At 73.7% G+C, this 23634-nt stretch carries 23 protein-coding genes and 1 pseudogene; 13 read left to right on the top strand and 11 right to left on the bottom strand.

Annotated elements, in window-relative coordinates; genetic code table 11:
• Positions 1–102: 102 nt before the first annotated feature.
• Together ABZ340_RS26225 and ABZ340_RS26230 are read left to right on the top strand one after the other, a co-directional pair.
• Positions 103–723, top strand: coding sequence for a bifunctional 4-hydroxy-2-oxoglutarate aldolase/2-dehydro-3-deoxy-phosphogluconate aldolase (locus ABZ340_RS26225; protein WP_358784281.1), 621 nt, complete (start codon positions 103–105; stop codon positions 721–723).
• A gap of 50 nt (positions 724–773) precedes the next feature.
• Positions 774–1517, top strand: coding sequence for an FCD domain-containing protein (locus ABZ340_RS26230; RefSeq protein WP_358784282.1), 744 nt, complete (start codon positions 774–776; stop codon positions 1515–1517).
• Positions 1518–1943: 426 nt separating this feature from the next.
• Here ABZ340_RS26230 and ABZ340_RS26235 read toward each other — a convergent pair whose 3' ends face one another.
• The 3 genes from ABZ340_RS26235 to ABZ340_RS26245 form a co-directional block, all read right to left on the bottom strand.
• Complete coding sequence (locus tag ABZ340_RS26235) at positions 1944–3263, bottom strand: TetR family transcriptional regulator (protein ID WP_358784283.1); 1320 nt, start codon at positions 3261–3263, stop codon at positions 1944–1946.
• Positions 3264–3597: 334 nt separating this feature from the next.
• Positions 3598–4575: a fructosamine kinase family protein gene (locus tag ABZ340_RS26240; RefSeq protein ID WP_358784284.1), complete on the bottom strand. Its 978-nt coding sequence runs from the start codon at positions 4573–4575 to the stop codon at positions 3598–3600.
• Positions 4576–4888: 313 nt separating this feature from the next.
• Complete coding sequence (locus ABZ340_RS26245; RefSeq protein ID WP_358784285.1) at positions 4889–5737, bottom strand: LysR family transcriptional regulator; 849 nt, start codon at positions 5735–5737, stop codon at positions 4889–4891.
• A 104-nt stretch (positions 5738–5841) separates the two neighbouring features.
• Between ABZ340_RS26245 and ABZ340_RS26250 the strand changes: the two genes are divergently transcribed.
• The 5 genes and pseudogenes from ABZ340_RS26250 to ABZ340_RS26270 all read left to right on the top strand — a co-directional run bounded on the left by ABZ340_RS26250 (position 5842) and on the right by ABZ340_RS26270 (position 9720).
• Positions 5842–6585: an SDR family oxidoreductase gene (locus tag ABZ340_RS26250; RefSeq protein ID WP_358784286.1), complete on the top strand. Its 744-nt coding sequence runs from the start codon at positions 5842–5844 to the stop codon at positions 6583–6585.
• Positions 6586–7030: 445 nt separating this feature from the next.
• Positions 7031–7309: pseudogene (locus ABZ340_RS26255) on the top strand (IS5/IS1182 family transposase); the annotation flags it as partial.
• Positions 7310–7662: 353 nt separating this feature from the next.
• Complete coding sequence (gene dhaK / locus ABZ340_RS26260; protein WP_358784287.1) at positions 7663–8655, top strand: dihydroxyacetone kinase subunit DhaK; 993 nt, start codon at positions 7663–7665, stop codon at positions 8653–8655.
• 50 nt (positions 8656–8705) lie between these two features.
• Positions 8706–9305, top strand: a complete 600-nt coding sequence (dhaL, locus tag ABZ340_RS26265) for a dihydroxyacetone kinase subunit DhaL (protein ID WP_358784288.1) — start codon at positions 8706–8708, stop codon at positions 9303–9305.
• Positions 9298–9720 carry a PTS fructose transporter subunit IIA gene (locus ABZ340_RS26270; RefSeq protein ID WP_358784289.1) on the top strand — a complete coding sequence of 141 codons (423 nt, stop codon included), beginning with the start codon at positions 9298–9300 and terminating at the stop codon, positions 9718–9720. The genes dhaL and ABZ340_RS26270 overlap by 8 nt, the downstream gene beginning before the upstream one ends.
• A gap of 63 nt (positions 9721–9783) precedes the next feature.
• On the opposite strand, the gene ABZ340_RS26275 is transcribed toward ABZ340_RS26270, so the two are convergent.
• Positions 9784–10428 (bottom strand): TetR family transcriptional regulator, encoded by a 645-nt coding sequence (locus ABZ340_RS26275; protein WP_358784290.1) that lies wholly within the window; start codon positions 10426–10428, stop codon positions 9784–9786.
• Between the two features lie 135 nt (positions 10429–10563).
• On the opposite strand from ABZ340_RS26275, the gene ABZ340_RS26280 reads away from it, so the two are divergent.
• Positions 10564–11325 carry a glucose 1-dehydrogenase gene (locus ABZ340_RS26280; RefSeq protein ID WP_358784291.1) on the top strand — a complete coding sequence of 254 codons (762 nt, stop codon included), beginning with the start codon at positions 10564–10566 and terminating at the stop codon, positions 11323–11325.
• A 217-nt stretch (positions 11326–11542) separates the two neighbouring features.
• Here ABZ340_RS26280 and ABZ340_RS26285 read toward each other — a convergent pair whose 3' ends face one another.
• Entirely contained in the window at positions 11543–12397 is an 855-nt protein-coding gene (locus ABZ340_RS26285; RefSeq protein ID WP_358784292.1) for a glycoside hydrolase family 75 protein, read from the bottom strand.
• A 60-nt stretch (positions 12398–12457) separates the two neighbouring features.
• Positions 12458–12652 (bottom strand): hypothetical protein, encoded by a 195-nt coding sequence (locus ABZ340_RS26290; protein WP_358784293.1) that lies wholly within the window; start codon positions 12650–12652, stop codon positions 12458–12460.
• Positions 12653–12913: 261 nt separating this feature from the next.
• Between ABZ340_RS26290 and ABZ340_RS26295 the strand changes: the two genes are divergently transcribed.
• Together ABZ340_RS26295 and ABZ340_RS26300 are read left to right on the top strand one after the other, a co-directional pair.
• On the top strand, positions 12914–13837 hold the full coding sequence (locus ABZ340_RS26295) for a fibronectin type III domain-containing protein (protein ID WP_358784310.1): 924 nt from the start codon (positions 12914–12916) through the stop codon (positions 13835–13837).
• Between the two features lie 167 nt (positions 13838–14004).
• Positions 14005–14586: a hypothetical protein gene (locus ABZ340_RS26300; RefSeq protein ID WP_358784294.1), complete on the top strand. Its 582-nt coding sequence runs from the start codon at positions 14005–14007 to the stop codon at positions 14584–14586.
• A gap of 52 nt (positions 14587–14638) precedes the next feature.
• Here ABZ340_RS26300 and ABZ340_RS26305 read toward each other — a convergent pair whose 3' ends face one another.
• From ABZ340_RS26305 to ABZ340_RS26315, 3 genes are all read right to left on the bottom strand, one after another.
• Positions 14639–15190: a PadR family transcriptional regulator gene (locus ABZ340_RS26305; protein ID WP_358784295.1), complete on the bottom strand. Its 552-nt coding sequence runs from the start codon at positions 15188–15190 to the stop codon at positions 14639–14641.
• Positions 15191–15219: 29 nt separating this feature from the next.
• On the bottom strand, positions 15220–17235 hold the full coding sequence (locus tag ABZ340_RS26310) for an NADPH-dependent 2,4-dienoyl-CoA reductase (protein ID WP_358784296.1): 2016 nt from the start codon (positions 17233–17235) through the stop codon (positions 15220–15222).
• Positions 17236–17373: 138 nt separating this feature from the next.
• Positions 17374–17745: a hypothetical protein gene (locus ABZ340_RS26315; RefSeq protein WP_358784297.1), complete on the bottom strand. Its 372-nt coding sequence runs from the start codon at positions 17743–17745 to the stop codon at positions 17374–17376.
• Positions 17746–18074: 329 nt separating this feature from the next.
• Between ABZ340_RS26315 and ABZ340_RS26320 the strand changes: the two genes are divergently transcribed.
• Complete coding sequence (locus ABZ340_RS26320) at positions 18075–20153, top strand: SpoIIE family protein phosphatase (RefSeq protein ID WP_358784298.1); 2079 nt, start codon at positions 18075–18077, stop codon at positions 20151–20153.
• A 1-nt stretch (position 20154) separates the two neighbouring features.
• On the opposite strand, the gene ABZ340_RS26325 is transcribed toward ABZ340_RS26320, so the two are convergent.
• Both ABZ340_RS26325 and ABZ340_RS26330 read right to left on the bottom strand, forming a co-directional pair.
• The gene (locus ABZ340_RS26325; RefSeq protein ID WP_358784299.1) at positions 20155–20907 is read right to left on the bottom strand and encodes a putative protein N(5)-glutamine methyltransferase; all 753 of its coding nucleotides are present in this window, start codon (positions 20905–20907) and stop codon (positions 20155–20157) included.
• Positions 20908–21212: 305 nt separating this feature from the next.
• Positions 21213–22307 carry a hypothetical protein gene (locus tag ABZ340_RS26330; RefSeq protein ID WP_358784300.1) on the bottom strand — a complete coding sequence of 365 codons (1095 nt, stop codon included), beginning with the start codon at positions 22305–22307 and terminating at the stop codon, positions 21213–21215.
• Positions 22308–22473: 166 nt separating this feature from the next.
• Here ABZ340_RS26330 and ABZ340_RS26335 point away from each other — a divergent pair, with 166 nt between their 5' ends.
• Both ABZ340_RS26335 and ABZ340_RS26340 read left to right on the top strand, forming a co-directional pair.
• Entirely contained in the window at positions 22474–22875 is a 402-nt protein-coding gene (locus tag ABZ340_RS26335; protein WP_358784311.1) for a MarR family winged helix-turn-helix transcriptional regulator, read from the top strand.
• A gap of 139 nt (positions 22876–23014) precedes the next feature.
• On the top strand, positions 23015–23620 hold the full coding sequence (locus tag ABZ340_RS26340) for a sulfite oxidase-like oxidoreductase (protein WP_358784301.1): 606 nt from the start codon (positions 23015–23017) through the stop codon (positions 23618–23620).
• Positions 23621–23634 lie beyond the last annotated feature (14 nt).

The following is a 23634-nucleotide window of genomic DNA, read 5'->3' on the forward strand; positions in this document are numbered from 1 at the left end:
CAAGGGTTTCCCCTTCGAGAGTTCCCCTTCGAGGGTTTCCCTTCGAGGGTTTCCCTCCGGAAGTTTCCCCTTCGAGAGTCCCCTCTTCGAGAACGGAGCGCCATGTACCGATGGGAGATCGTCCAGGCCGTCACCGCCCAGCGGGTGTTCGGCATCGTCCGCGGCGGCGGCGCGAAGGAGGCCGTCGCGGCGGCCGAGGCCGTGCTGGACGCCGGGCTGCACGCCGTGGAGGTCGCCCTCACCACCCCCGGCGCGCTCACCGCCATCGCCCGCGTGCGCGAGACCCGTACCGGCGCGCTGGTCGGCGCGGGGACGGTGCTGGACGCGGCGGCGGCGCGGGCGGCGGTCGAGGCGGGGGCACGGTTCCTGGTGTCGCCGAGTCTGCATCCCGAGGTGATCCGCACCGGCCACCGCTACGGCGTTCCGGTCTTCCCCGGCGTGGCCACCCCGACCGAGATGGTGCGGGCGATGGAGGAGGGCGCCGACGCGCTGAAGCTGTTCCCCGCGTCCGCGCTGCGGCCGTCCTGGCTCGCCGGCGTACGGTCCGCGCTCCCCCAGGCACCGGTGATCCCGACCGGGGGTGTGACAATCGAGGACGCACCGGAGTGGATCGCGGCCGGGGCCGTGGCCTGCGGCATGGGTGCGTCCCTGACCTCGCGAGGGGCCACCGCGGCCGGCGAACGGGTCGCCGCGCTGCTGGAGCGGCTGGCGGGCGCTCGCTGACCCGCCCGGTCGGGCACACACGGCCGGGGACGGCCGAGGACGGGAGAGCGGTGGAACTTCAGGGGCTGCACGGGCAGGTCGTCGACCGTATCGGCGAGGCCCTGGCCGACGACGAGCGGCGGGCCGGCCGGATACTGCGCCTGGAGGACGTCCAGGCGCAGTACGGGGTGTCCCGGACCGTCGCGCGGGAGGCCGTGCGCGTGCTGGAGTCCAAGCGGGTGGTGCACAGCCGCCCCCGGGTGGGCATCACCGTCCGTCCGCTGCCGGAGTGGAACCTGTACGACCCCCAGGTCATCCGGTGGCGCCTGGCCACCTCGCAGCGGCGCGAGCAACTGCGGGAGCTGGCGGAGCTGCGGGCGGCCGTCGAACCGTCCGCCGCGTCCCTGGCGGCCCGGCGCGGCGATCCCGCGCTGCGCGAGACGCTGCTCGCGCACGCGAGGGCCATGTCCGGCGCCGGGCGGAACGGCGACATGAAGGGGTTCATCGCCGCGGACGCCGCCTTCCACCGCACGCTGCTGGCGGCATCGGCCAACACCATGTTCGCCCAGCTCGCCGATGTGACGGAGGAGTTGCTCGTGGCGCGCGGGGAGTTGTCCCTGATGCCGGAGCGGGTGGAGGAGGCGGCGGTGCTCCGGCACGTGGAGGCGGCGCGGGCCGTCGCCGCGGGCGATGCGGCGGGTGCCGCCCAGTGCCTCCGGGTGATCCTCGACCACTCCCGAGGAGAGGTGGAACGGCTCCTGGACGGCGGGTCCGGGGACGACGGGCGGCCCGGGTCCTGCGTGTTCGGCACGTGACCCGCGCGGGGCGGGCGTCGGGGCGGCGCCGGCACCGCGTTCCGGCCCGGGAACCGCGTGCACGTCACCGCGTCCGCGTCGCGCCGTAGCCGTACGGCCGGGAGAAGCCCACAGGAGGCCCCGTACGAGGCAGGGAGGCAGCCCTCGTCCTCGTCGGAAGCCGGAAGCCGGAAGCAGGAAGCCGGAAGTGATCACCCTTGAGGGAACCTCACCGGCCTTCTGCACCTTGACGCGCATGACACACAACGACGAGGTCACCGCCGTGTCACCGCCGTGTCAGCGGCATGGAGGCGCTTGGAGGAGCGGCTGGAAGAGCGGACCCCGCTGTCACTCGCTACCTTGCGCCCGCCCGCGACCTGCGAGCAGTTGGACGCGGCCGAGCGGGCAACCGGTGTGGTCCTGCCGGCCGGTCTGAAGGCACTGTGGTCACTGCATGACGGCACCCACGAGATGCCCCCGCACCTGTCGGCGTTCGAGTTCATGGTGGGCTACCGGGAGATGCTCGCCCTTCCGCTGCCTCTCCGACTGCGGTGGCTGTGGGAGAGAGGGACGGGCAGCGAGGTGCACCCCGAGCCTCCGGACCCGGCCGCATTCGACCGGGAACCGGACTACGCGGAGATGCTCGGTCGCCGGCTGCCCGACCAGACCCTGTGGCTGTGGAAACGGGGCGGACAGCCGCTGCCCGCGCTGCTGGTCGGCGACGAAGAGGAGAACGAGGACCTGAACATCTTCCTGCTCGGGGAAGGGCTGCTGCGCGTCGACCGCGCCGTGGGCCTGCACGCGATGATGACCGAGACCGGCGGTTGGCCCCGCGCCTGGCTGCCGTTCACGGGGGACGACCCGGATGATCCGCATGCGGGGTCGTTCCTCGATACCGAGACGGGCAAGGTCGGTCACTGGAGTCTGATGACAGCGCCCTCCGCCGGACAGGAATCCCTCGCCGAACGCCTCGTGCGAGCGGCTGACGCGCTGGGCTGAACAGCGGACCGGCCCCGGCCGCCCCAGCAGCTCGGTCTGCGCGACGGTGTTGGTCTCGTAGGAGCGGCGCAGCGCGCGCAGGTACAGCTGCCGCTTGCCACCGAAGGCGTTGGACAGGCTCGACAGCCCCATGCCGGTGGACTCGGCCAGGTCACGGGTGGAGGTCGCCTCGTATCCGCGCTGCCAGAACGTGTTCATGACCGCCGTGAGGGCGCGCGTCTCGTCGAACTTCCTGGGCCTCCCCATGGGGCAATCCAACCGTTTTGGTTCGATTGCGCAAAAACAATGGCGTGAAAAGGGCGACGCGAATAAGGATGACGTGAAAGGCCGCCGCGCCGTGGGCCGCGGCGGCAGCGGACGGCGAGCGGGGGCGGACAGCTGGCGGGGGGCGGGGGCAGGAGCGGTACGGCCACTCCCCGCACGGTGCCGGTCGGTGATCCGCGCGATGAGCAGAGTGGCCAGTGTGCCGAGCGGGAGGAGCGCGCCGACCCGCATCGGGGCACGGTAGCCGGAGACGTCGATACCCACACCGGCGAGCCAGGTGCCGATGGTGACGCCCGCGCAGATCGTCGCGGTGTTCATGGTGTTGATCAGGGCGCCACTGTTGGACAGGCTCATGACGCGCGATGCCATGGCCGGGTTGAGCGGGAGTCCGATGAAGCCCAGCAGGAACAGGGCGACGAGGGAGAGCGCCTGGCTGGTCCCGGCGAGCGCGTACAGCCCCAGGAGCACGGCCAGGACCACACCGCCCAGCCACAGGACGCGCATCGTTGCGCGTCCGCCAGGCGGCCGAGAACGATGTTGCCGATGACGGTGCCCACGCCGTACAGGACGAACAGCAGCGGGACGACGCCCTCGGAGAAGCCCGCCGACTCGGTCAGCACCGGGGAGAGGCAGGCGAAGGTGGCGAACACACCGCCGATCAGCAGGGCGTTCCCGCCGAGGAGACCTACGCCCAGGTTCACCACTTCAGGTGGACCACCTCCGCACGGCCCCGCCTGACCAGGCGGGTGGCGGCCTGCTCGTCGGGCAAATGACGTCTGCTGCACCGGTCGATCGTCGGGGAGACACAGCGGTTCCTCGGCCATCGGCGGCACTCCGGTCACGCCGTCGCCGGGCCACCGTCCCGCCGGAACGGGGCGATGATCTTCCGTACGGCCTCCGCGGCCCCCCAGTCGTCGTCGTCATGGGCGATGATGCTCAGGAGTTCCCGGAGATGGAAGAGGTCCATCCGGTCCCGCCAGCCGTCGTCGATCCCGGTGATCTCCTCGTACACGGCGAAGAAGCGGTCCGAGGCGGGCGGGCGCGGGGAGCACCACAGCATGCTGAGGTCGATTTCCGGCCAGTTGTAGGACACGGCGGGGTCGATGAGCGCGGGCGCGCCCTCGGCGGTGGCGACGATGTTCTCCTGCCACAGATCGCCGTGCGTCAGGCACGGGGGCCGGTTCGGCACGAGTTCGGGCAGGGCGGCGCAGAGCCGTTCCAGGGCCTGCCGCTCCGCGGCGTCGAAGGCCGCCTCGACCAGAGGTTCCGACAGCCAGCGCAGGATGCGCCGCTCCGCGAGGAACGCGTAGCCGTCGCTGTCCCACGTGTTGTCCTGGCGCAGCCGGCCCAGCCAGCCCGGACGGTGCCAGCCGAACCGTCCGGCGGTCGTGGAGGTGTGCAGGGCGGCGACCGTGTGGGCGAGCCGCTCCCAGAAACGCTCGTCGTCGCGGCGTGGCCGCATCTTCTCCAGCACGAGCAGCCGGGGCGAGGCACACAGCACCTCCGGCGTGATCACTCCGCTGGTTTCGCGGAGTTCCGTCAGGCCGGCGGCTTCGACCCATATTTTTCCCGGACACACCAGGGACCCGTTCCGGCCACATTCACCGGTAGCCGCGGGCCTGAAGCCTGTACAGCTCCGCGCAGAGACCACCGCGCCGCGGCAGTATGGCATGGTCCCCGGCTTCCGCGGTCCGGCCGCCCTCGCCCCCTCCGCCGCGCATCGATCCGGGCGGCAGGGGAAGTTCAAGCAGGAAACTCGACTTGCAGCAGACTGCGACCACCCGGAGAGCCAGTATTGGTTCTGGCGCGAATACATGACCCATTCACACCACCTCGACTCCGCCTCCGAAAATCCCGAGAACCCCAATAATCACTTCCTGGAATGGGAGCTTCCCGGCGATCCGAATAATGCGGTTCATGTTGTGTATGCACCGAGCCGAGGCGCGATAGGTGTCACCCAGGCAGGCTTGTTGTCACTTCGCGTCGGAGCCTGGCTGCGCCAGGGGCGCGGTTCCGGCAACGCCGGTGCAGGCCCGTCACCTCGCACCGCACGATGTGCCGGGAGCTGATGGCGGACCGGACGCTGTCCCCGGGATCCAGCGCGGTGTCCTGGCGCTCACCGCCGACGGTCACAGGGCAGTGGCGGCGCGGACCAGCCCCGCGACCGCCGTTGAGCGGCTGTGCGGGGGCCAGGCGATGACCGTGGTGACGTGGGGGGCGTCGGGAACCGGTACGGCGGTGAGGTCCTCGCGCAGGCCGGTGCGGCCCGACTCCGGCACGACTGCGCAGGCGCGGTGGAGGGCGATGAGCTGGGTGAGTTGCGTGTGGTCGCGCACCTGCGGTCCGGGACCGTCCGGGAAGGTGCCGTCAGGGCGGGGCCAGCGGGGCAGGGGCAGGTCGGGAAGGTCGGTGACCTCGGCGAGCCGCACGTGGGGGCGGGCGCTGAGAGGGTGGCCCACCGGGAGGATCACGACCTGACCCTCGGAGTGCAGGTCCTCGGTGTCGAAGCCGGCCGTGTCGTCGAAGGGCCGATGCAGCAGGGCTACGTCGGCCCGGCCGTCGTGCAGCAGCCGTGTCTGCTCGCCCGGCCCGCACAGCACGACGTCCACGGCGACGGCGCCGGGCTCGGCGGCGTAGGCGTCGAGGAGTTTCGCCAGCAGTTCACCGGAGGCGCCCGCCTTCGCGGCCAGGACCACGGCGGGGCGGCCGGTCGCCGCGAGGGCGGCCCGGCGGGTGCGCCGTTCGGCGGCCTCGACGGCGTCCAGCGCCGCCCGCGCCTCCCGCAGCAGCACCGCCCCTGCCTCGGTCAGGGTGACACCCCGGCTGCCGCGCTCCAGCAGGAGGGTGCCCAGGCGCCGTTCGAGCCCGCCGATCGCCCGCGACAGCGGAGGTTGGGCGATCCCGAGCCGCTGCGCGGCCCGGCCGAAGTGCAGCTCTTCGGCGACCGCGACGAAGTACCGCAGCTCACGTGTCTCCACCCCGCCAGCCTAACCGGGACGGCCAGGAGCGATACCCAGGCGGTATCGCCGTCCACCCAGCCGGTCTTGGACGCCTTGCCCGACGGGGGAGAAGGATCGATGTCATGAGTGAGACGAACACCGTGAACCACCACAAGGTCGCGCTGGTGACCGGGGCCAACAAGGGCATCGGATACGAGATCGCCGCCGGGCTCGGCGCCCTCGGCTGGTCCGTCGGAATCGGCGCGCGGAACGAAGAGCGGCGCGAGGCCGCTGTGGACAAGCTGCGCGCGGGCGGAGCCGACGCGTTCGGCGTGCCGCTGGACGTGACCGACGACGCCGGCGTGGCAGCGGCGGCTCGGCTGCTGGAGGAGCGGGCCGGGCGGCTCGACGCGCTCGTCAACAATGCGGGGATCACCGGCGGCGAACCGCAGGAGCCCACCACGGTCGACGTGAACCGGGTACGGGCGGCCGTGGAGACCAACGTGATCGGCGTCATCCGCGTCACCAACGCCCTGCTCCCTCTGCTGCGCCGCTCGCCGTCGCCGCGGATCGTGAACGTCTCCAGCAGCGTCGGCTCCCTCACGCTCCAGACCACGCCCGGCGCCGAGACGGGCCCCATCTCCATCGCCTACGCTCCGTCGAAGACGTTCCTCAACGCCGTCACCGTGCAGTACGCCAAGGAACTGGCCGGCACCCGCATCCTGATCAACGCCGTCTGCCCTGGTTTCACGGCGACCGACCTCAACGGCTTCCGGGGAGTGCGCACTCCCCGGCAGGGCGCAGCCGCCGCGATCCGGCTGGCCACCGTATCAGCCGACGGGCCGACGGGCCGCTTCTTCGACGACGAGGGAGAGGTCCCCTGGTGACGCGCTTCCGGTTCCCGCTACCCCGGGGAGACGGCGCATGCGTGTCCTCGTGACCGGCGCCGTCACACCATGTCGGTACGGCCGTCGAGCCCGAGCCGCCGGCGGACCACGGGGTGAGGGACCGAAAAGCAGCGAGCGTCCGGGACGAGCAGCCTGCCTTCCAGGTGACGCGACCAAGCCGCTTCGGACCGGCCCTTCTGCCGGCCTTCCGGCTCCGCCGGTGACAACTGACGAGCCTCGGCGCGCCCGTTCCCCGACCCGAAGAACAAGGCCGAACGCGCGGCGAACCGCCAGGCCGACGACTACCAGCGCCAGGAAGAGGAAGCGGCCACCCTCCTGCGCCTGACCGAGGAGCTTCCGCCCGTCGCCCCGAGGTCTTCCTGGAACAGGTCCGGCTCGTCCTGGCCACCGCCAGCCTGCACATGACACCGCCCCTACCGCTCACCGACGAGGACCCCGCCGCCGACGTCCGGCCAAGCTCCATGCCGGCAAGGGCTACGACTACGATCACTTGCGAAAACGGCTTCGCGAGCGTCGCATCCGCCACCGCATCGCCCGCAAGGGCATCGAGTCCTCCACGCGGCTCGGCCGCCACCGCTGGGTCGTCGAGCGGACGGTCTCCTGGCTCGCCGGCTACCGCCGCTACGAGCGAAAGGCCGAGCACTTCCTGGCCTTCGTCGGCATCGCCGCAGCCCTCATCGGCCACCGCCGACTCACCGGCTGAAACGACCTCTGAACGGGCGGGATGGATGTCTCCCTGCCGGCGATGAGCCGACCGTCGCCGAAGACCGTCGACGCGGGTTCGACGGCACGACAGGGCACTCGCGCCGGACCACACCACCGGCACACGTGACCTTCACTGCCGCAAGGTCGATACTGCCCCTCGGTGGGTCCCGCCCACCCCGCGTCCGTTGAGCCACGAACACCTGGCAAGCCATCAGAAAAGTCGGTATCGAGTCAGCATCAGTACCGCCACAACCCGCTCCCGACCGCCAAGATCACAAACCGAAGGCGACGCCTCCGACCTGCGGAAAGGCAGGTCGGAGAGTCGCCTGGCAATCTCTTCGGAAGGTACCCATGAGGATGCTCATCAACGTGCCGGAGACCGTCGTCGCCGACGCCCTGCGAGGGCTGGCCGCCGCCCATCCCGAGCTGGCCGTGGACGTGGAGAACCGGGTGATCGTGCGGCGGGACGCGCCGGTGGCCGGGAAGGTGGCCCTGGTGTCCGGCGGCGGCTCGGGGCACGAACCGCTGCACGGCGGGTTCGTGGGGCCCGGGATGCTCTCGGCGGCCTGCCCCGGTGAGGTGTTCACCTCTCCGGTGCCGGACCAGATGGTGCGGGCCGCGGCGGCCGTGGACAGCGGCGCCGGCGTGCTGTTCGTCGTGAAGAACTACACCGGCGACGTCCTGAACTTCGACATGGCCGCGGAGCTGGCCGAGGACGAGGGCATCCAGGTCGCCAAGGTGCTCGTCGACGACGACGTGGCGGTGCGGGACAGCCTGTACACGGCCGGGCGGCGCGGCACGGGCGCGACGCTGTTCGTGGAGAAGATCGCGGGTGCGGCGGCGGAGGAGGGGCAGCCGCTGGAGCGGGTGGAGGCGATCGGCCGGCAGGTCAACGACAGTTCCCGCAGCTTCGGTGTCGCGCTCGGCGCCTGCACCACCCCGGCCAAGGGCAGCCCCACCTTCGACCTGCCGCCCGGCGAACTGGAGCTGGGCATCGGCATCCACGGCGAGCCCGGCCGGGAGCGGCGGCCGATGATGACCGCGGGCGAGATCGCCGACGCCGCCGTCGACGCGATCCTCCAGGACTTCACCCCGCGCAATCCCGTCCTGCTCCTGGTCAACGGCATGGGCGCGACTCCGCTGCTGGAGCTGTACGGCTTCCACGCCGAGGTGCAGCGGGTGCTCGGGGAACGGGGTGTCGCCGTCGCCCGCGTCCTCGTCGGCAACTACGTCACCTCCCTGGACATGGCGGGCGCCTCGGTGACCCTCTGCCAGACCGACGAGGAACTGCTGCGGCTGTGGGACGCGCCGGTGCGGACGCCGGGCCTGCGGTGGGGCATGTGACGGCGGAACGGGGAAGGGATCACGCGACACCTACCAGGCAAGGAGATCCAGTGCTCGACGCCGACTTCTTCCGCCGCTGGATGACGGCGGCCGCCGACTCGGTCGACCGCGAGGCGGAACGTCTCACCGCCCTCGACTCCCCCATCGGCGACGCCGACCACGGCAGCAACCTCCAGCGCGGGTTCCGGGCCGTGACGGCCGTACTGGAGAAGGAGGCGCCCGGCACGCCCGGCGCGGTCCTGATGCTGGCCGGACGGCAGCTGGTGTCGACGGTCGGCGGCGCCTCGGGGCCCTTGTACGGGACGCTGCTGCGGCGCGCGGGCAAGGCGCTCGGGGACGCCGGCGAGGTGAGCGGGGAGCAGCTGGCCGAGGCACTGCGGACGGGGGTGGAGGCGGTGATGACGCTGGGGGGCGCGGCGCCGGGCGACAAGACCATGATCGACGCGCTGGTGCCCGCCGTGGACGCGCTGCGCGACTCCTTCGCCGCGGCCCGCGCGGCCGCCGAGGAGGGCGCCCTCGCGACGACGCCGTTGCAGGCCCGCAAGGGCAGGGCGAGTTATCTCGGGGAGCGCAGCATCGGGCACCAGGATCCGGGAGCCACCTCGGCGGCACTGCTCGTGGGCGCGCTCGCGGAGGCCGCCGGTGAGTGACGAGAGGAAGGGCGAGAAGGTGGTAGGGGTCGTGCTGGTGTCGCACAGCGCGCGGGTCGCCGAGTCGGTGGCCGAGCTGGCGAAGGCGCTGTCGGGGGCGGGCTCCGCGGTGCCGGTCGCCCCGGCCGGCGGGACCGAGGGCGGCGGGTTCGGTACCAGTGCCGAACGGGTCGCGGCCGCCGCGGCGTCGGTCGACCGGGGGGCCGGGGTCGCCGTCCTCACCGATCTGGGCAGCGCGGTGCTCACCGTCAAGGCGCTGCTCGCCGAGGGCGACGAACTCCCGCCGGACACGCGTCTGGTGGACGCCCCCTTCGTCGAGGGGGCGGTGGCCGCGGTCGTCACGGCGGCCACCGGCGCGGACCTCGCGGCGGTGGAGGCGGCGGCTTCGGAGGCGTACGCGTACCGGAAGGTGTGAGAGGGGCGCGGAGAGGGGCACGGCCCGGCGGTGTGCGCAGGCCGCGCCCCTTCCGCGCGTCCGTCAGGTGAGCCCCTCCGTCGCGACGGCGAGGGCCGAACGCAGGGTGGCCGCCAGTTCGGCCCGGGCCGTCGCGGCGCCGGCGGCCGGGTCGGCGGTGTGCCAGGCGTGGTGTTCGACCGCGGCGCGCAGGGCCGCGTTGAACAGGGCGGCCTGGATCGCCGGCCGCAGGTCGTCGGCGGGCAGCCCGGCCCGTTCGGCGAGGGCGCGGGCGAACACCGGCTCGGCCTCGTCGTAGGTCTGGAGCCAGACCGCGCGCAGTCCCGGTTCGGTGCGGGTGAGCCGTACCAGCGCCCCGACGACGGCGGGATCGGGGCCCGGCAGCAGACGGTCGTCGCCGGTGAGGTCCCGGCCGAAGTCGAATGCCTCCTCCAGCGGCCGGCCCGGGGGCCACTGCCGCAGCCGGGCGGCGATCACGTCGATCCCGGCGGCGAGCAGGGGCCGTACGCAGCTCTCCTTGCTCGGGAAGTAGCGCCACACGGTCCGCGCGGAGACGCCGACGGCCCGCGCGATCTGTTCGCCCGTCGTCGCCGTGACGCCCTGGGAGACGAAGAGGTCCACCGCGGCACGGGCGATCTCCAGCCGGATCTCCGCCTTGCGTTCCTCGGTCAGGGGCGGTCGTCCGGTCCGTCCGCGGGCTGCGGTCATGGGTCTCCTCCGGCTCGGGTGATCGTCCTTCGGGGATTGTCCCCCACTACTTTTCGTCAGTCTGTGCCATTAAGTCGTAGGGTGGGCGGCGCAAGGGGCTCGACGCCCCGCGGAACGCATGAACAGGAGCACCAGATGGCCGGCGGACTGGACGGGCGCAGTGTGATCGTCACCGGAGCAGGATCGGGGATCGGGCGCGCCGCCGCCCTGGCCTTCGCCGCGGAGGGCGCCCGGGTCGTGGTGGCGGACCTCGACGCCGGGGGCGCGGAAGCGGTCGTCGAGGAGATCGGGCGGGCGGGCGGTGCCGCGGTGGCCGTCACCGGCGACCTGAGCGAGCAGGCGGTCGTCGACCGGGTGGCGGCGACCGCAGTGGAGCGGTTCGGCGGGGTGGACGTCCTGGTGAACAACGCCGGGATCATGGACCGGATGTCGGCGCCGGCGGACGTGAGCGACGCCGAGTGGGAGCGGGTCATCCGGGTCAACCTCACCGCGCCCTTCCTCCTGACCCGGGCGGTGCTGCCGCACATGCTGGCGGCCGGCCGGGGCGCCATCGTGAACACGGCCTCCGAGGCCGGCCTGCGCGGCAGCGCGGCGGGCGCCGCCTACACCGCCTCCAAGCACGGCGTGGTGGGGCTGACGAAGTCCCTGGCGGTGATGTACCGGAAGCAGGGCATCCGGGCCAACGCGATCTGCCCGGGCGGCACACAGACCGCCATCGCCGTGGACGCCGAGCAGGGTGCCCACGGGCCGGCGGCGCTCGCCCCGCACTTCGCCAACATGGGGCGCGTCTCACAGCCGGAGGAGCAGGCCGCGGCGATCGTGTTCCTCGCCTCGGACGCGGCGAGCAACATCAACGGCGCGATCCTGCCGGTGGACGACGGCTGGTCCGCGGTCTGACGCACCGCCTGGCGGCCCGGCCGCCAGGGCTGCCCGGCCACCAGGGCTGCCCGGCCACCAGGGCTGCCCGGCCACCGGACGGCCGAGCCGTCAGGGACGCGGCGGCCGTACGCCGGAGGTGCGGCGGTCGCCCGTCCGCGGCGCGGGGCCCGGTCCTCAGGAGTGCGGCAGGAGCGCGGCGCGGGGGCACTCCCCCGGTGAGGGCGGGCCGGGTTCCTCATCCCCCACGGGCGAACAGCCGGGCCAGCCTCTCCCCGGCCCGCGTCGCGGCGGCCCGGTCCTCGATGGGCTTGACGCGGCTGCCCCTGAAGACGATGTAGGTCACGCCGGAGGGCGTACCGCCGGTGCGCGGGTCGGGGTCGATGCCGAGGGCCTCGGCGGCGGCGTAGGACGCCTCGCCGATGATGTCGCGCGGTCCGGTGTCGCCGACGACCGCGTACCGGACCCGGTCGCCGTGGACGACGGCCGCGACCGACCCGCCGTGGACGCCGTACGCGCGGTGGTCCCAGATGCGGCCGGCGGCGGGCACGACGACGTAGGGGAGGCGTTCGGCGTCGAGCGGGCGGCCGTCGGAGCGGGTGTAGGCCGTGGCGGCGATGTAGGAGGGGTCGGTGCGGCGGTTGCAGCGGGGTCCGGGCCGGCCGTCGCAGTCGATGTCCATGTCGGCCTTCCAGAAGACGGCGTCGCGGGTGCCGCAGACCGGGATGTCCGCCGGCGTCCCGGCGTCGCTGCGGTAGCGGCCGCGCGAGACGGGCGCGCACTCGCGCACCTTGTCCAGCAGCTCGGCGGCGCGGACGGCTCCCCCGCGCGCCGCATCCGGCTCCGCGCGGTCCGGTTTCGCGCGGCTCGGGTGCGCGCGGCTGGGGTGCACGCGGTCCGGCTTCGCACGCATCGGCTGCGCGCGGTCGAGTCCCGCGCGCATCGGTCCCGTACGCACCGGTCCCGCGCGCATCGGCTCCGCGCGGACCTGGACCCGCGGTTGCTGCTGCGGGGCCGGCGGGGTCGTGGCCGCCGCCGTCGGGGCGAGCAGGGCGGCGCCGGCCGCCACCAGGGTCAACGACTGGACACGCACGATGAGGACCTCTCCCGGGAGACGAGTCGGGCATTCCGCCCAAATCTGGCGACGGAACGATCACACGTCCAGCATCCGGGGCCAGACGGCGTACGCCCCGTGCCGCTCGACAGGCGGCCGGGCGGTCCGTGCCTGTACCGGCTCCGGCCGCCCGGCCACCCGCGCAGGCGCGGCGTCGACGACGACAGCGGTCCGCGCCACCGGCCCGAACTCCCCGGCCCTCTCGGGGTCTTCGGCCGTACGGGGCTTCAGCATACGTAACTCCCGCGCGGGGTCACCAACGACGGCCCTCTTGATGTGACCGCGCCAACACCGCCATATTGGTCCGGACCATTGTCGCCGTGCCGTTCCGGGAGGGCTGCCGTGCGAGGCGTTTTCGTTGCCGGCGTTGCCGACGACCCCGATGTGCCCGTTGTCCCCGCCGTCCCCGCCGCCCCTGACGGGCCCTCCGCTTCCCCGGCTCCGGCCGCCCCCGCCTCCCGGTTCCGCCGGGCCCTGCTCTGCTCGGCGCTCGCGCTGGTCGCCTCCTGCGGCTGGGGCACGGGCGCCGGCGAACCGGACGGCCGGCTGCCGGGGGCGCCGGCGGGTGTCACCGCCGAGGCGGGCAGCGCGACCAGCGTGCACGTGATGTGGAACGCGCTCGCGGGGGCCGAGCGGTACGAGGTGTACCGCGGCACCACGAAGGTGGAGGAGGTGCCCGGCTCGAAGCGCATGGTGGACGTGACCCGGCTCCGGCCGTCGACGACGTACGTCTTCACGGTGCGGGCGCGGGACGCCGACGGGCGGCTCGGGCCGCGCAGCCGCGAGGTCCGGGTCACGACGCCCGCGGCGGTCGCGGCCGACCGTTCGGCGCCGACGCGCCCGGGGCGGGTCCGGGGCCGGGCGGCCGGCGGCCGGGCGGTCCAGCTGTCCTGGTCGGCGGCGCGGGACGACCGGGGCGTGGTGTCGTACGAGATCCACCAGGGCGGCACCAAGGTCCACGGCGTGGGCGGCGGGCAGACGGCGGCCGTCGTGACGGGGCTGCGGCCGGGCACCCGGTACTCCTTCACCGTCCGGGCCCGGGACGCGGCCGGCAACCTCTCCCCCGCCGGTACCGCCGTCCGCCTCACCACGCCCGGCACCGACGACGGACGGGCCACCGCCCCGACGGGGCTGCGCGCGAGCAGCCGCCGGGCCGATGGCGCGTACCACATCGATCTCGCCTGGACCCCGCCGCGCACGGACGGTGTGGTGACCGAGTACCAGATCCACCTCGACGGGCGGCCGGCCACGTCGCTGGTGTTCGGCGGGACCGCCCCGCGCGACCGGGCCACGTACAGCTTCTACGCCGGGCGGGAGGCCGGTGTCACCCACCGGGTGCGGCTGCGGGCCAAGCTGCCCGACGGCACGTGGGGCGGGTTCTCGGCGGAGCGGACGGTGACCACGGGCGGGACCCGGTGAGGTCCCCGTCCGCCGGCGGGCGCAACGCGTCACCTGCCCGGTCGCGCCCGGCATGCGGACCGGGCCGCGGCCCGGTTGGCTGCCTCTGAGGCAGCACGGGCGTTTCCCGATCCCGGCGGCGCAAGGGACGTACCGCCGACCGTGCCGCCGGAGGGCAGGCACTCCGCATGCGCATCTCCCCGCCACTTCCCCGCACGGGACTTCTCCGCACGGGCCCGGCCGTGGCCGCCGTCGCCGCGCTGTCCTTCGCCCTGGCCACGGGGCCGGCCGCCGCGGCTTCCGGGATCTCCGTGAGCACGAGCGGTTCGACGGTCTCGGTCACGACGAGCGCCTGCGGCCGGATCAACGGCAGCTGGGGCACCGCGTCCCTGCTCGACAGCCGCCAGACGAGCTTCGCCCAAGGGCGCCAGGTGGCGCTGTCGGGGACCAGCGCCGCCCAGACCGCCGCGTGGTCGAACCTCGGCGCGGGCACCTACACGGTCATCGTGCTGTGCTCGAACAACACCACCGCCGGCACCCAGGCGGTGATCGTCGCCCCGGCGCCCTCGCCGTCCCCCTCCCCCTCCCCCACCCGGTCGGCGGCCCCGCCGGTCTCCGCCGCGCCGTCGCGCGGGGCCCTGGGCGGGGTCGGCGGGGCGGTGCGGGACTACGGCACCGCCACGCTGATGGCGGGCAGCGCCCTGGTCGGGTCCGGGGTCATCGCCGCGGCCTGGTTCCTGCACCGCCGCCCCAGGCCGCGCCGCTTCTGAGGGGCCTTCGGGTCCGCGCCGCGGGCCTCAGAGCCCCTTCTCCTCGGGGCGCTCAGGCCGGTTCGCGGCCGGGCAGCTCGGCAAACTCGGCCAGGGCGTGGCGCAGCCACCGCGTCCAGAACGTCTCCAGGTCGATGCCCGCCCGCAGCACCAGGTGCCGCAGCCGGTCCTCGGGGCCGTCCTTCCCCGGCGGGAAGTCGCGCCGTTCGATCTCCTCGTACTCGGCCAGCTGCCGTTCGTGCAGCTCCAGGTGGCGCCGCAGGTCGGCCTCCAGGCCCGCGGTGCCGACGACGGCCGCGGCCCGCAGCCGCAGCGGCAGCGGGTCCCGCATGGGCCTCGGGTCCTGGGGGGCGGCGGTCCAGCGGGCCAGTTCGGCGCGGCCCGCGGGCAGGACCTCGTAGCTCTTCTTCTGCCCGCGGGCCGGCTGCTCGGCCGGCAGGGCGCGGATGAGGCCGTCGGCCTCCAGCCGTCCCAGCTCGCGATAGATCTGCTGGTGCGTCGCCGACCAGAAGTAGCCGATCGACTTGTCGAACCGGCGGGTCAGCTCCAGCCCCGACGACGGTTTCTCGAGCAGGGCGGTGAGGATCGCGTGCGGGAGTGACATGGGGTCATCCTAGGGACGGCCCCCGGGCGTCACAGGGCCGCCGCCAGCTCGGTGCCCTGCTGGACGGCGCGCTTGGCGTCCAGTTCGGCGGCGACGTCGGCGCCGCCGATCAGGTGCGCGGCGTGCCCGGCGGCGACCAGTTCCTCGTACAGGCCGCGGCGCGGCTCCTGACCGGTGCACAGGACGATCGTGTCGACCTCCAGCACCGTGCTCTCCCCGCCGACGGTGAGGTGCAGTCCGGCGTCGTCGATGCGGTCGTAGCGGACGCCGGGGACCATGGTGACGCCGCGGTGCCTGAGCTCGGTGCGGTGGATCCAGCCGGTGGTCCTGCCCAGGCCCGCGCCGACCTTGGTGGTCTTGCGCTGGAGCAGGTGGACGGTGCGCGGCGGGGCGGGCCGCTCGGGGGCGGCGAGGCCGCCGGGTCCCGTGTAGTCCAGGTCCACGCCCCAGTGGCGGAAGTACGTGGCGGGGTCCTCGTGCGCCTTGTCGCCGCCGTCGGTGAGGTACGCGGCGACGTCGAAGCCGATGCCGCCCGCGCCGAGGACCGCGACGCGGTCGCCGACGGGGGCGCCGTCGCGCAGGACGTCGAGGTAGCCGAGGACGCTCGGGTGGTCGACGCCGGGGATGTCGGGGACGCGGGGGGTGACGCCGGTGGCGACGACGACCTCGTCGTAGCCGTCCAGGTCGGCGGCGGTGACGGTCGTGTCCAGCCGTACGTCGACGCCCTCCTCCTCCAGCCGTGTGCGGAAGTAGCGCAGCGTCTCGTCGAACTCCTGCTTGCCGGGGACCTTGCGGGCGACGTTGAGCTGGCCGCCGATCTCGCTCGCGGCGTCGAAGAGGGTGACCGTGTGGCCGCGTTCGGCGGCGGTGACGGCGCAGGCGAGTCCGGCCGGGCCGGCGCCGACGACCGCGACGCGCTTGCGCAGCCGCGTCGGGGAGAGGACCAGCTCGGTCTCGTGGCAGGCGCGCGGGTTGACCAGGCAGGAGGTGATCCGCCCGCTGAAGGTGTGGTCGAGGCAGGCCTGGTTGCAGCCGATGCAGGTGTTGATCGCCTCGGGGCGCCCGGCGGCGGCCTTGGCGACGAAGTCGGGGTCGGCGAGCATCGGGCGGGCCATGGACACCATGTCGGCGTACCCCTCGGCGAGCAGCCGCTCGGCGAGACCGGGGGTGTTGATGCGGTTGGTGGTGACGAGCGGGACCGACACCTCGCCCATGAGGCGCTTGGTCACCCAGGTGTAGGCGCCGCGCGGCACGGAGGTGGCGATGGTGGGGATGCGGGCCTCGTGCCAGCCGATGCCGGTGTTGATGATCGTGGCCCCGGCGGCCTCGACGGCCCGGGCGAGTTCGATCACCTCGTCGAGGGTGGAGCCGTCCGGCACGAGGTCCAGCATGGACAGCCGGTAGACGACGATGAAGTCCTCGCCGACGGCCGCGCGGACCCGGCGGACGATCTCGACGGGGAAGCGCATGCGGTTCTCGTACGAGCCACCCCAGCGGTCGGTGCGGTGGTTGGTCCGCGCGGCGGTGAACTCGTTGATCAGGTAGCCCTCGGAACCCATGATCTCCACGCCGTCGTAGCCGGCCGCGCGGGCGAGGCGGGCGGTGCGGGCGTAGTCGTCGATCGTCCGCTCGACCTCGGCGCCGGTCAGCTCGCGGGGTACGTGGGGGCTGATCGGGGCCTGGAGAGGGCTCGGGGCGACCAGGTCGCGGTGGTAGGCGTAGCGGCCGAAGTGGAGGATCTGCAGGGCGATGCGCCCGCCCTCGCGGTGCACGGCCTCGGTGACGGTCCGGTGCCGTTCGGCCTCCGCCTCGGTGGTGAGCTTGGCGCCGCCCTCGTAGGGCCGGCCCTCCTCGTTGGGCGCGATGCCGCCGGTGACGATCAGGCCCACTCCCCCGCGCGCGCGGGCGGCGTAGAAGGCGGCCATGCGCTCGAAGCCGCGCTCGGCCTCCTCCAGGCCGACGTGCATGGAGCCCATGAGGACCCGGTTGGGCAGGGTGGTGAAGCCCAGGTCGAGCGGGCTCAGCAGGTGGGGGTAACGGCTCATCGGGCCCTCCGTGCGCGGTGTCGTGCCTCTGTTGTAGAGGACCCCCGCCGCTTTTTGCAACTAGTTGCATAAGAGGCGGTGCGCACGGTGCCCGGCCGGGGCGGAACGGTCTCCGCCCCGGTCACGCGGGGAAGCCCGTCACCTGCTCTCCAGCCGGACGTGCAGCTCCCGCTCCTGGTCGCCGGAGGACCCGCACAGGTCACGCACGGTGAACAGGGAGTCCAGGGTGGTGCGGAACCGTTCGATCGCCCAGTAGCCGCCCTGTACGTCTGCCTCCACCGAGGCCCGCAGCCGGGCCGGGCCGCACTCGCCCCCGTGGGCGTCGGCCACGTCGAAGGTGCCGAGCCACACGGTCGGACGCACCTCGTGGCACTCCCGGGGCACGTCGTCCGCGCACCGGTCGGACGAGAAGCACGCGCACAGGGCGTCGAACACGGTCCGGGCGTCCTCCTTGCTGCATCCGCTCAGCTCCACCGAGACGGACTCCGGGTGGGATCGCTCGCCGTCCATCGTGATCGCTCCTCTCGTGGCCACGGCACGGCCCCGCGCAGGGCCGCCCCCGTGGGCGTCACTGGACATCTCACTCATGTCACCAGAAAAGCACCACCTTCGGCGGAGCACTACCGGCACGGGCCGCGGATACCGGCCCGGGGGCACCACCGCTCCCTCCCCCGGCGCCCGGCCGCCGGTTTCGCGGGCGCCCGCAGGGCTGGTGGGGGAAGGTGGAAGGAGACCGGCCGAGCCGCGGGAAACGGTCCTGTACGCGGGAGTACGCGGTAGAACAGGGGGGGTCGGCATCGGGAAGACGTGCCGCGTGGAACGGCGAAGGCGGGCGTGGGATGAGTACAGCCGGGTCTCCCGTGGTCCGGGGCGACGAACCGCCGCGCGGGCCGGTGCGGCCGAGCGGGCTGCTCGACGTGCTGGGCGTGGCCTCGGTGGTGCTGGACGCCCAGGGGCGGATCGTGCTGTGGAGCCCGCAGGCCGAGGAGCTGTTCGGCTACTCCGCCCGGGAGGCCCTGGGGCAGTACGCCGCCCGGATCATGGTCCACGAGCAGCACCTCGACCTGGTGGTGAAACTGTTCGCCGACGTGATGGAGACCGGGCGGAGCTGGGCCGGGGCGTTCCCCGTCCGCCGCAAGGACGGCACCACACGGCTCGTGGAGTTCCGCAACATGCGGCTGATGGACGACCGGGGGGACGTCTACGCGCTGGGGCTCGCCGCCGACCAGTCCACCGTGCGGCAGCTGGAGCGGGACGTGGCGCTGTCGTCGCGGGTGATCGAGCAGTCCCCGATCGGCCTGGCCGTCCTCGACACCGGTCTGCGGTACGTCTCGGTCAACCCGGCGCTGGAGCGGATCGACGGCCGGCCGGCCGCGGAGCACATCGGCCGCCGCATCCGCGAGGTGCTGCCGCACCTGGACGCCGACGCCCTGGAGGCCGCGGCCCGCGAGGTACGGGACACCGGGCGGCCCGTCGTGGACCGGCCCGCCCTCGGCCGGACCCCCGCCGATCCGGACCACGACCACGCCTGGTCGGTGTCGCTGTACCGGCTGGAGGACGCCCACGGCACCGTGCTGGGCGTGGCCCTGTCGGTGGTGGACGTCACCGAGCAGTACCGGGCCGGCGTCGAGGCGGAGGCGGCACGGCGGCGCCTGGCCGTGGTCGCCGACGCCTCCGCGCGCATCGGCACCACCCTGGAGCTGGACCGCACCGCGCACGAACTGGCCGGTGTGGCGGTGCCCGAGCTGGCCGACGTGGCGGCCGTGGACCTGCTGGAGGCGGTGGTGAAGGGCCGGCGCAGCGCCCTGGCCCCGGCCGAGCCGGCGGTGATCCGCGCCCTGGCGGTGCAGGCGGACGACGCGCCGGAGGCCCTGCGGGCGGCCGATCCTCCCGGGCAGGTGGCCCGGTACGCGCCCGACCGTCTCGTCACCGAGTGCGTGCGCACCGGCGCCCCGGTGATGGTGGCGCACGTGCGGGACGAGGACCTGCCGCGCATCGCCCGCTCCCCCGAGGCGGCCGGGCTGCTGCGCCGGGCGGGCGTCCACTCGTACCTGGCCGTGCCGCTGATCGCGCGCGGTGAGGTGCTGGGCGCGCTGGACCTGAAGCGGACCCGCAACCCCCTGCCGTTCGGCGAGGACGACCTGCTGCTGGCCCGGGAGCTGGCGGCCCGGGCGGCGGTGCAGATCGACAACGCCCGCTGGTACCAGAGCGCCCGCGACACCGCCCTGACCCTCCAGCGCAGCCTGCTGCCGAGCGTCCCGTCGGTGACGGGCGGGCTGGAGGTGGCCTCCCGCTACCAGCCGGCGGAGGCCACCAGCGAGGTCGGCGGCGACTGGTTCGACGTGATCCCGCTGGAGGGCTGCAAGACCGCGCTGGTGGTGGGCGACGTGATGGGCAGCGGCATCACGGCGGCGGCCTCCATGGGCCGGCTGCGCACCGCGACGAACACCCTGGCCTCCCTCGACCTGGACCCGGCGCTGCTGCTGGAGCACCTCGACCGGACCGCCACCGGCCCGGACCAGTCCATCGCCACCTGCGTCTACGCCGTCCACGACCCGCATCTGCGGCAGTGCCGGATCGCCAACGCCGGGCACCTGCCGCCGGTCCGGGTCCGCGCCGGGCGGCCCCCTCGGCTGCTGGACGTGCCGACCGGGGTGCCGCTGGGGGTCGGGGGCGTCCCCTTCGCCACCACCACGGTCGGCCTGGACCCCGGCGATCTGCTGGTGTTCTACACCGACGGGCTCGTGGAGACGCGCCGGCACTCGCTCGACGAGCGGCTGGACACGCTGCTGTCCGTGCTGGACGGCCCGGACCGCCCCCTGGAGGAGGTGTGCGACCTGCTCCTGCGCGCCCTGCACGAGCCGGAGAACGCCGACGACGTGGCCCTGCTCATCGCCCGGGCCACGCCTCCGGCCTGACTCACCGCTCCCGGACGCCGGTCACGACGTGGGCGTATCCCTCCTCGGACGCGGCGAGCCGCGCCGTGAGGCCGCCGCGGGCGAAGACGTCCAGTGCCTCGGGCGCCTGGCGCTCGCTCGTCTCGACGAGCAGCAGGCCGCCGGGGGCGAGCCACCGGGGTGCTCCGGCGACGACCCGGCGCAGGACGTCGAGCCCGTCCGGGCCGCCGTCGAGGGCGGCCGGCGGCTCGTGGTCGCGGGCCTCGGCGGGCAGCAGGGGCACCTCGCCGGTGGGGACGTAGGGCACGTTGGCCGCCAGGAGGTCGATCCGGCCGCGCAGACGGCCGGGCAGCGCCTCGAACAGGTCGCCGGTGTGGACGTGGCCGCCATGGGCGGCCAGGTTGCGGCGGGCGCAGCGCACGGCGGCCGGGTCGATGTCGGCGGCGTGCACCTCCACGTCGCCGAGCACGTCGGCCAGGGCCGCGCCGAGCGCGCCCGAGCCGCAGCACAGGTCCACGACGACGGCCGCGTCCGGCGCGTGGGCGAGGGCCTGCTCGACAAGGAACTCGGTACGGCGGCGGGGCACGAAGACGCCGGGTTCGACGGCGATGCGCAGGCCGCGGAACTCCGCCCAGCCGACGACGAGTTCGAGGGGCTCCCCGGCGACGCGGCGGTCCACCAGGGCGGCGAGTTCGGCGGGGGTGCCGGCGGCTGCCAGGAGCAGTTCCGCCTCCTCCTCGGCGAAGACGCAGCCGGCGGCGCGCAGCGCGGCCACGACGGAGCCGGGCGAGAGGAAGGGGGCCGCGGGGAAGGAGGCGGAAGAAGCGGAGAAAGAACGGGAAGAACGAGAAGAACGAGAAGAACGGGGAGAGCAGGAAGAACGAGAAGAACCAGAAGAAGGGGACATGGAGGCCAAGAGCCTTTCGAGGAACCGAAGGGCACTCTCGCGGTCACCTAGCGACGGTGATCCGCCCTGTCCTGAGGTGAGAGCACCCGGGCCGACACAGCGGTGATGGGTCTCACCTCCTCGCGTCCGTCGGCCGGGGCGGTCCCGGCCGACGGTCACCCTACCCCAGATGATCAGACGCCGACCGATTCTTCGATCTCTTCCTCGGCTTCCTGGTCGTCGTGTTCCGTCCGCGCCGTCCCGGAAGGCGCCGACGGGGCGGCGGCCGAGGCCGGGGCCGGGGCGACGGCCCGCTCGCGGACGGCGGCGACCGCCATGACCACGAGGCCGAGCAGGAGCCAGGCGACCAGGGTCCACACGTTGCGGGCCAGTCCGTCGCCGTCGAAGTACAGCAGGCTGCGGGCGCCCTCGACGAGGCCGGCGCCGTTCCAGAAGGCGTGCAGGGTGCCGAAGAAGCCGTTCTGCAGTTCGGGCCGGAACAGGCCGCCGGAGCTGGTGAAGTTCAGCATCACGAAGAGCACCATCATCGTCAGCGTGGTCCACTTCTTGAGGAAGGTGTGCAGGCCGACGCCGAGGAACAGGATGCTCGCGGAGTAGAGCCAGGACATGCCCCACAGACCGGCGAGGTCGTGGTGGGCGAGGTGGAAGACCGGCCCGGCGAGCAGGGCGCCGATGGCGCTGACGGCGACGGAGACGCCGAGCGTCAGCAGGGCCCGCATCCGCATGGGCAGGGCGCCGCCCGCGGCGCCGAGCGCGGCCACGGAGGCGTAGGAGCCGATGCTGACCGCGACCAGCAGGAAGAACAGCCCTTGCCCGGTGGGGTCGTCGTCGACCGGCGTGGCCACGTCGGTCACCTTCAGCGGGGCGCCCTGCCGTTCGGCGAGGGGGGTGAAGACCTTCTCCACCGCCATGGCGCCCATGTCGGAGGCGGCGGTGGCGACCACGAGCTCGGGCGCCTTGGCGCCGGGGACGTAGGCGCCGGTGACGTCGCGGGACTTCACCAGGTCGAGGGCCTCGGCGCGAGTGGCGACGGTGCGGACGTCGAGCGCGTCGCCGGCCTTGTCCTTGACCGACTGGGCGAGCACCTTCGCCTCGGGGCCGGAGCCGACGACGGCGACCGGCAGGTGGTGGGGCTCGGGGGTGACGAACGCCCCCATGTAGGCGAGACCCATCCCGAGGCACATCAGCAGCGGGGTGATCAGGTGCGTCAGCGCGTGGTGCAGGGCATGCGACCTCGTCGGCCCGTGACGCAGGGCGTGCGAGCTCATCGCTCACGTCCTCCAATGGTTGGCATATACAACTCTTTCCTCAAGTTGTACTATACAACCAAGATGCGAGGGAGGTCCGGTGCCAGCAGCCGATGTGACTCATGAGACCGCCGCCACGACCGGCAGGACCACGGCGGACACGGCCGTGGAGACGATCCAGCACGAGATGACGGCCTTCGCCCGCCGTGCCCGCGCCTCGGCGGCCCGCATGCACCCCGAGCTGTCGCTGGTCTCGTACACCCTGCTCGGGCACCTGGAGGAGCGCGGCGGCTGCCGGGCCACCGACCTGGCCGTCCACTACGCCCTGGACAAGTCCACCGTCAGCCGCCAGGTGGCCGCCCTGGAGCGGACCGGGCTCGTCGAGCGGCGCCTGGCCCCGGACGACCACCGGGTCCAGGTCCTGCACCTGACGGACGCGGGCCGCCGCATCCTGGCCCAGGTCACCGAGAGCCGCCGCGCGGCCTTCCGGGAGCGGCTCGCCGACTGGCCCGAGGAGGACCTGGTCCGGTTCGCCGCGTATCTGGAGCGGTACAACGCGTGGCCGGAGCAGGAACCCGGCGAGGGATGAGCAGAGGAGGCGGGGGTGAGGGCCGGGACGGCCGCGCCCGACCCGTACGGTTGAATGTGTAACCACTGATGGACCGCGTAGGCACCGATCACGCCCGACCCGCGGGCCGCTGCACCGCGGCGGCCGGAGACAGCACCGCATGAACACCACCCGAGGCTTCACCGGGCGACCGCGCGCCGCCCGTCCCGGGCTGCCGCCCGGCCAGTACGACGCGGGCGACGACTGGCCCGTCCTGTCCGCCGAGGTCACGCCCGACCTGGCGCCCGCCGACTGGACCTTCCGCGTCGGCGGCCTGGCCGCCGAGCCCCGCACCTGGACCTGGGAGGAGGCGCACGCGCTGCCGGCGTCGGCGTACTCGGGCGACATCCACTGCGTGACGGGCTGGTCGAAGTTCGGCGTGCGGTTCGGGGGCGTGTCCCTGGACGCCTTCCTGGACGCGGCCCGTCCGCTGCCGTCCGCCACCCACGCCGTCGCCTACGCGCACACCGGCTACACCACCAGCCTGCCGCTGGCCGACCTGACCGGCGGGCGCGCCTGGATCGTGTGGGAGTACGACGGCCTGCCGCTCGCCCCCGAGCACGGCGGCCCGGCACGGCTGCTGGTGCCGCACCTGTACTTCTGGAAGAGCGCCAAGTGGATCGCGGGCCTGGAGCTCCTCGACCACGACGAGCCGGGCTTCTGGGAGCAGAACGGCTACCACGCCCGCGGCAACCCCTGGGAAGAACAGCGGTACTCCGGTGACTGAGAAGAACAGCGGTA

The sequence above is a fragment of the Streptomyces sp. NPDC006134 genome (assembly GCF_040628835.1).
Taxonomy (GTDB): Bacteria; Actinomycetota; Actinomycetes; order Streptomycetales; family Streptomycetaceae; genus Streptomyces.

Excerpts from the sequence above, each read along its gene's own strand:
- ABZ340_RS26275 (WP_358784290.1), bottom strand. The coding sequence starts at position 10,428 with ATGACCGCAGCCCGCGGACGGACCGGACGACCGCCCCTGACCGAGGAA.
- ABZ340_RS26310 (WP_358784296.1), bottom strand. The coding sequence starts at position 17,235 with ATGAGCCGTTACCCCCACCTGCTGAGCCCGCTCGACCTGGGCTTCACC.
- ABZ340_RS26250 (WP_358784286.1), top strand. The coding sequence starts at position 5,842 with ATGAGTGAGACGAACACCGTGAACCACCACAAGGTCGCGCTGGTGACC.
- ABZ340_RS26290 (WP_358784293.1), bottom strand. The coding sequence starts at position 12,652 with ATGCTGAAGCCCCGTACGGCCGAAGACCCCGAGAGGGCCGGGGAGTTC.
- dhaK (WP_358784287.1), top strand. The coding sequence starts at position 7,663 with ATGAGGATGCTCATCAACGTGCCGGAGACCGTCGTCGCCGACGCCCTG.
- ABZ340_RS26335 (WP_358784311.1), top strand. The coding sequence starts at position 22,474 with ATGACGGCCTTCGCCCGCCGTGCCCGCGCCTCGGCGGCCCGCATGCAC.
- ABZ340_RS26280 (WP_358784291.1), top strand. The coding sequence starts at position 10,564 with ATGGCCGGCGGACTGGACGGGCGCAGTGTGATCGTCACCGGAGCAGGA.
- ABZ340_RS26305 (WP_358784295.1), bottom strand. The coding sequence starts at position 15,190 with ATGTCACTCCCGCACGCGATCCTCACCGCCCTGCTCGAGAAACCGTCG.
- ABZ340_RS26330 (WP_358784300.1), bottom strand. The coding sequence starts at position 22,307 with ATGAGCTCGCACGCCCTGCGTCACGGGCCGACGAGGTCGCATGCCCTG.
- ABZ340_RS26320 (WP_358784298.1), top strand. The coding sequence starts at position 18,075 with ATGAGTACAGCCGGGTCTCCCGTGGTCCGGGGCGACGAACCGCCGCGC.
- ABZ340_RS26240 (WP_358784284.1), bottom strand. The coding sequence starts at position 4,575 with ATGTATTCGCGCCAGAACCAATACTGGCTCTCCGGGTGGTCGCAGTCT.
- ABZ340_RS26225 (WP_358784281.1), top strand. The coding sequence starts at position 103 with ATGTACCGATGGGAGATCGTCCAGGCCGTCACCGCCCAGCGGGTGTTC.
- ABZ340_RS26315 (WP_358784297.1), bottom strand. The coding sequence starts at position 17,745 with ATGGACGGCGAGCGATCCCACCCGGAGTCCGTCTCGGTGGAGCTGAGC.
- ABZ340_RS26235 (WP_358784283.1), bottom strand. The coding sequence starts at position 3,263 with ATGCGCGTCCTGTGGCTGGGCGGTGTGGTCCTGGCCGTGCTCCTGGGG.
- ABZ340_RS26300 (WP_358784294.1), top strand. The coding sequence starts at position 14,005 with ATGCGCATCTCCCCGCCACTTCCCCGCACGGGACTTCTCCGCACGGGC.
- ABZ340_RS26340 (WP_358784301.1), top strand. The coding sequence starts at position 23,015 with ATGAACACCACCCGAGGCTTCACCGGGCGACCGCGCGCCGCCCGTCCC.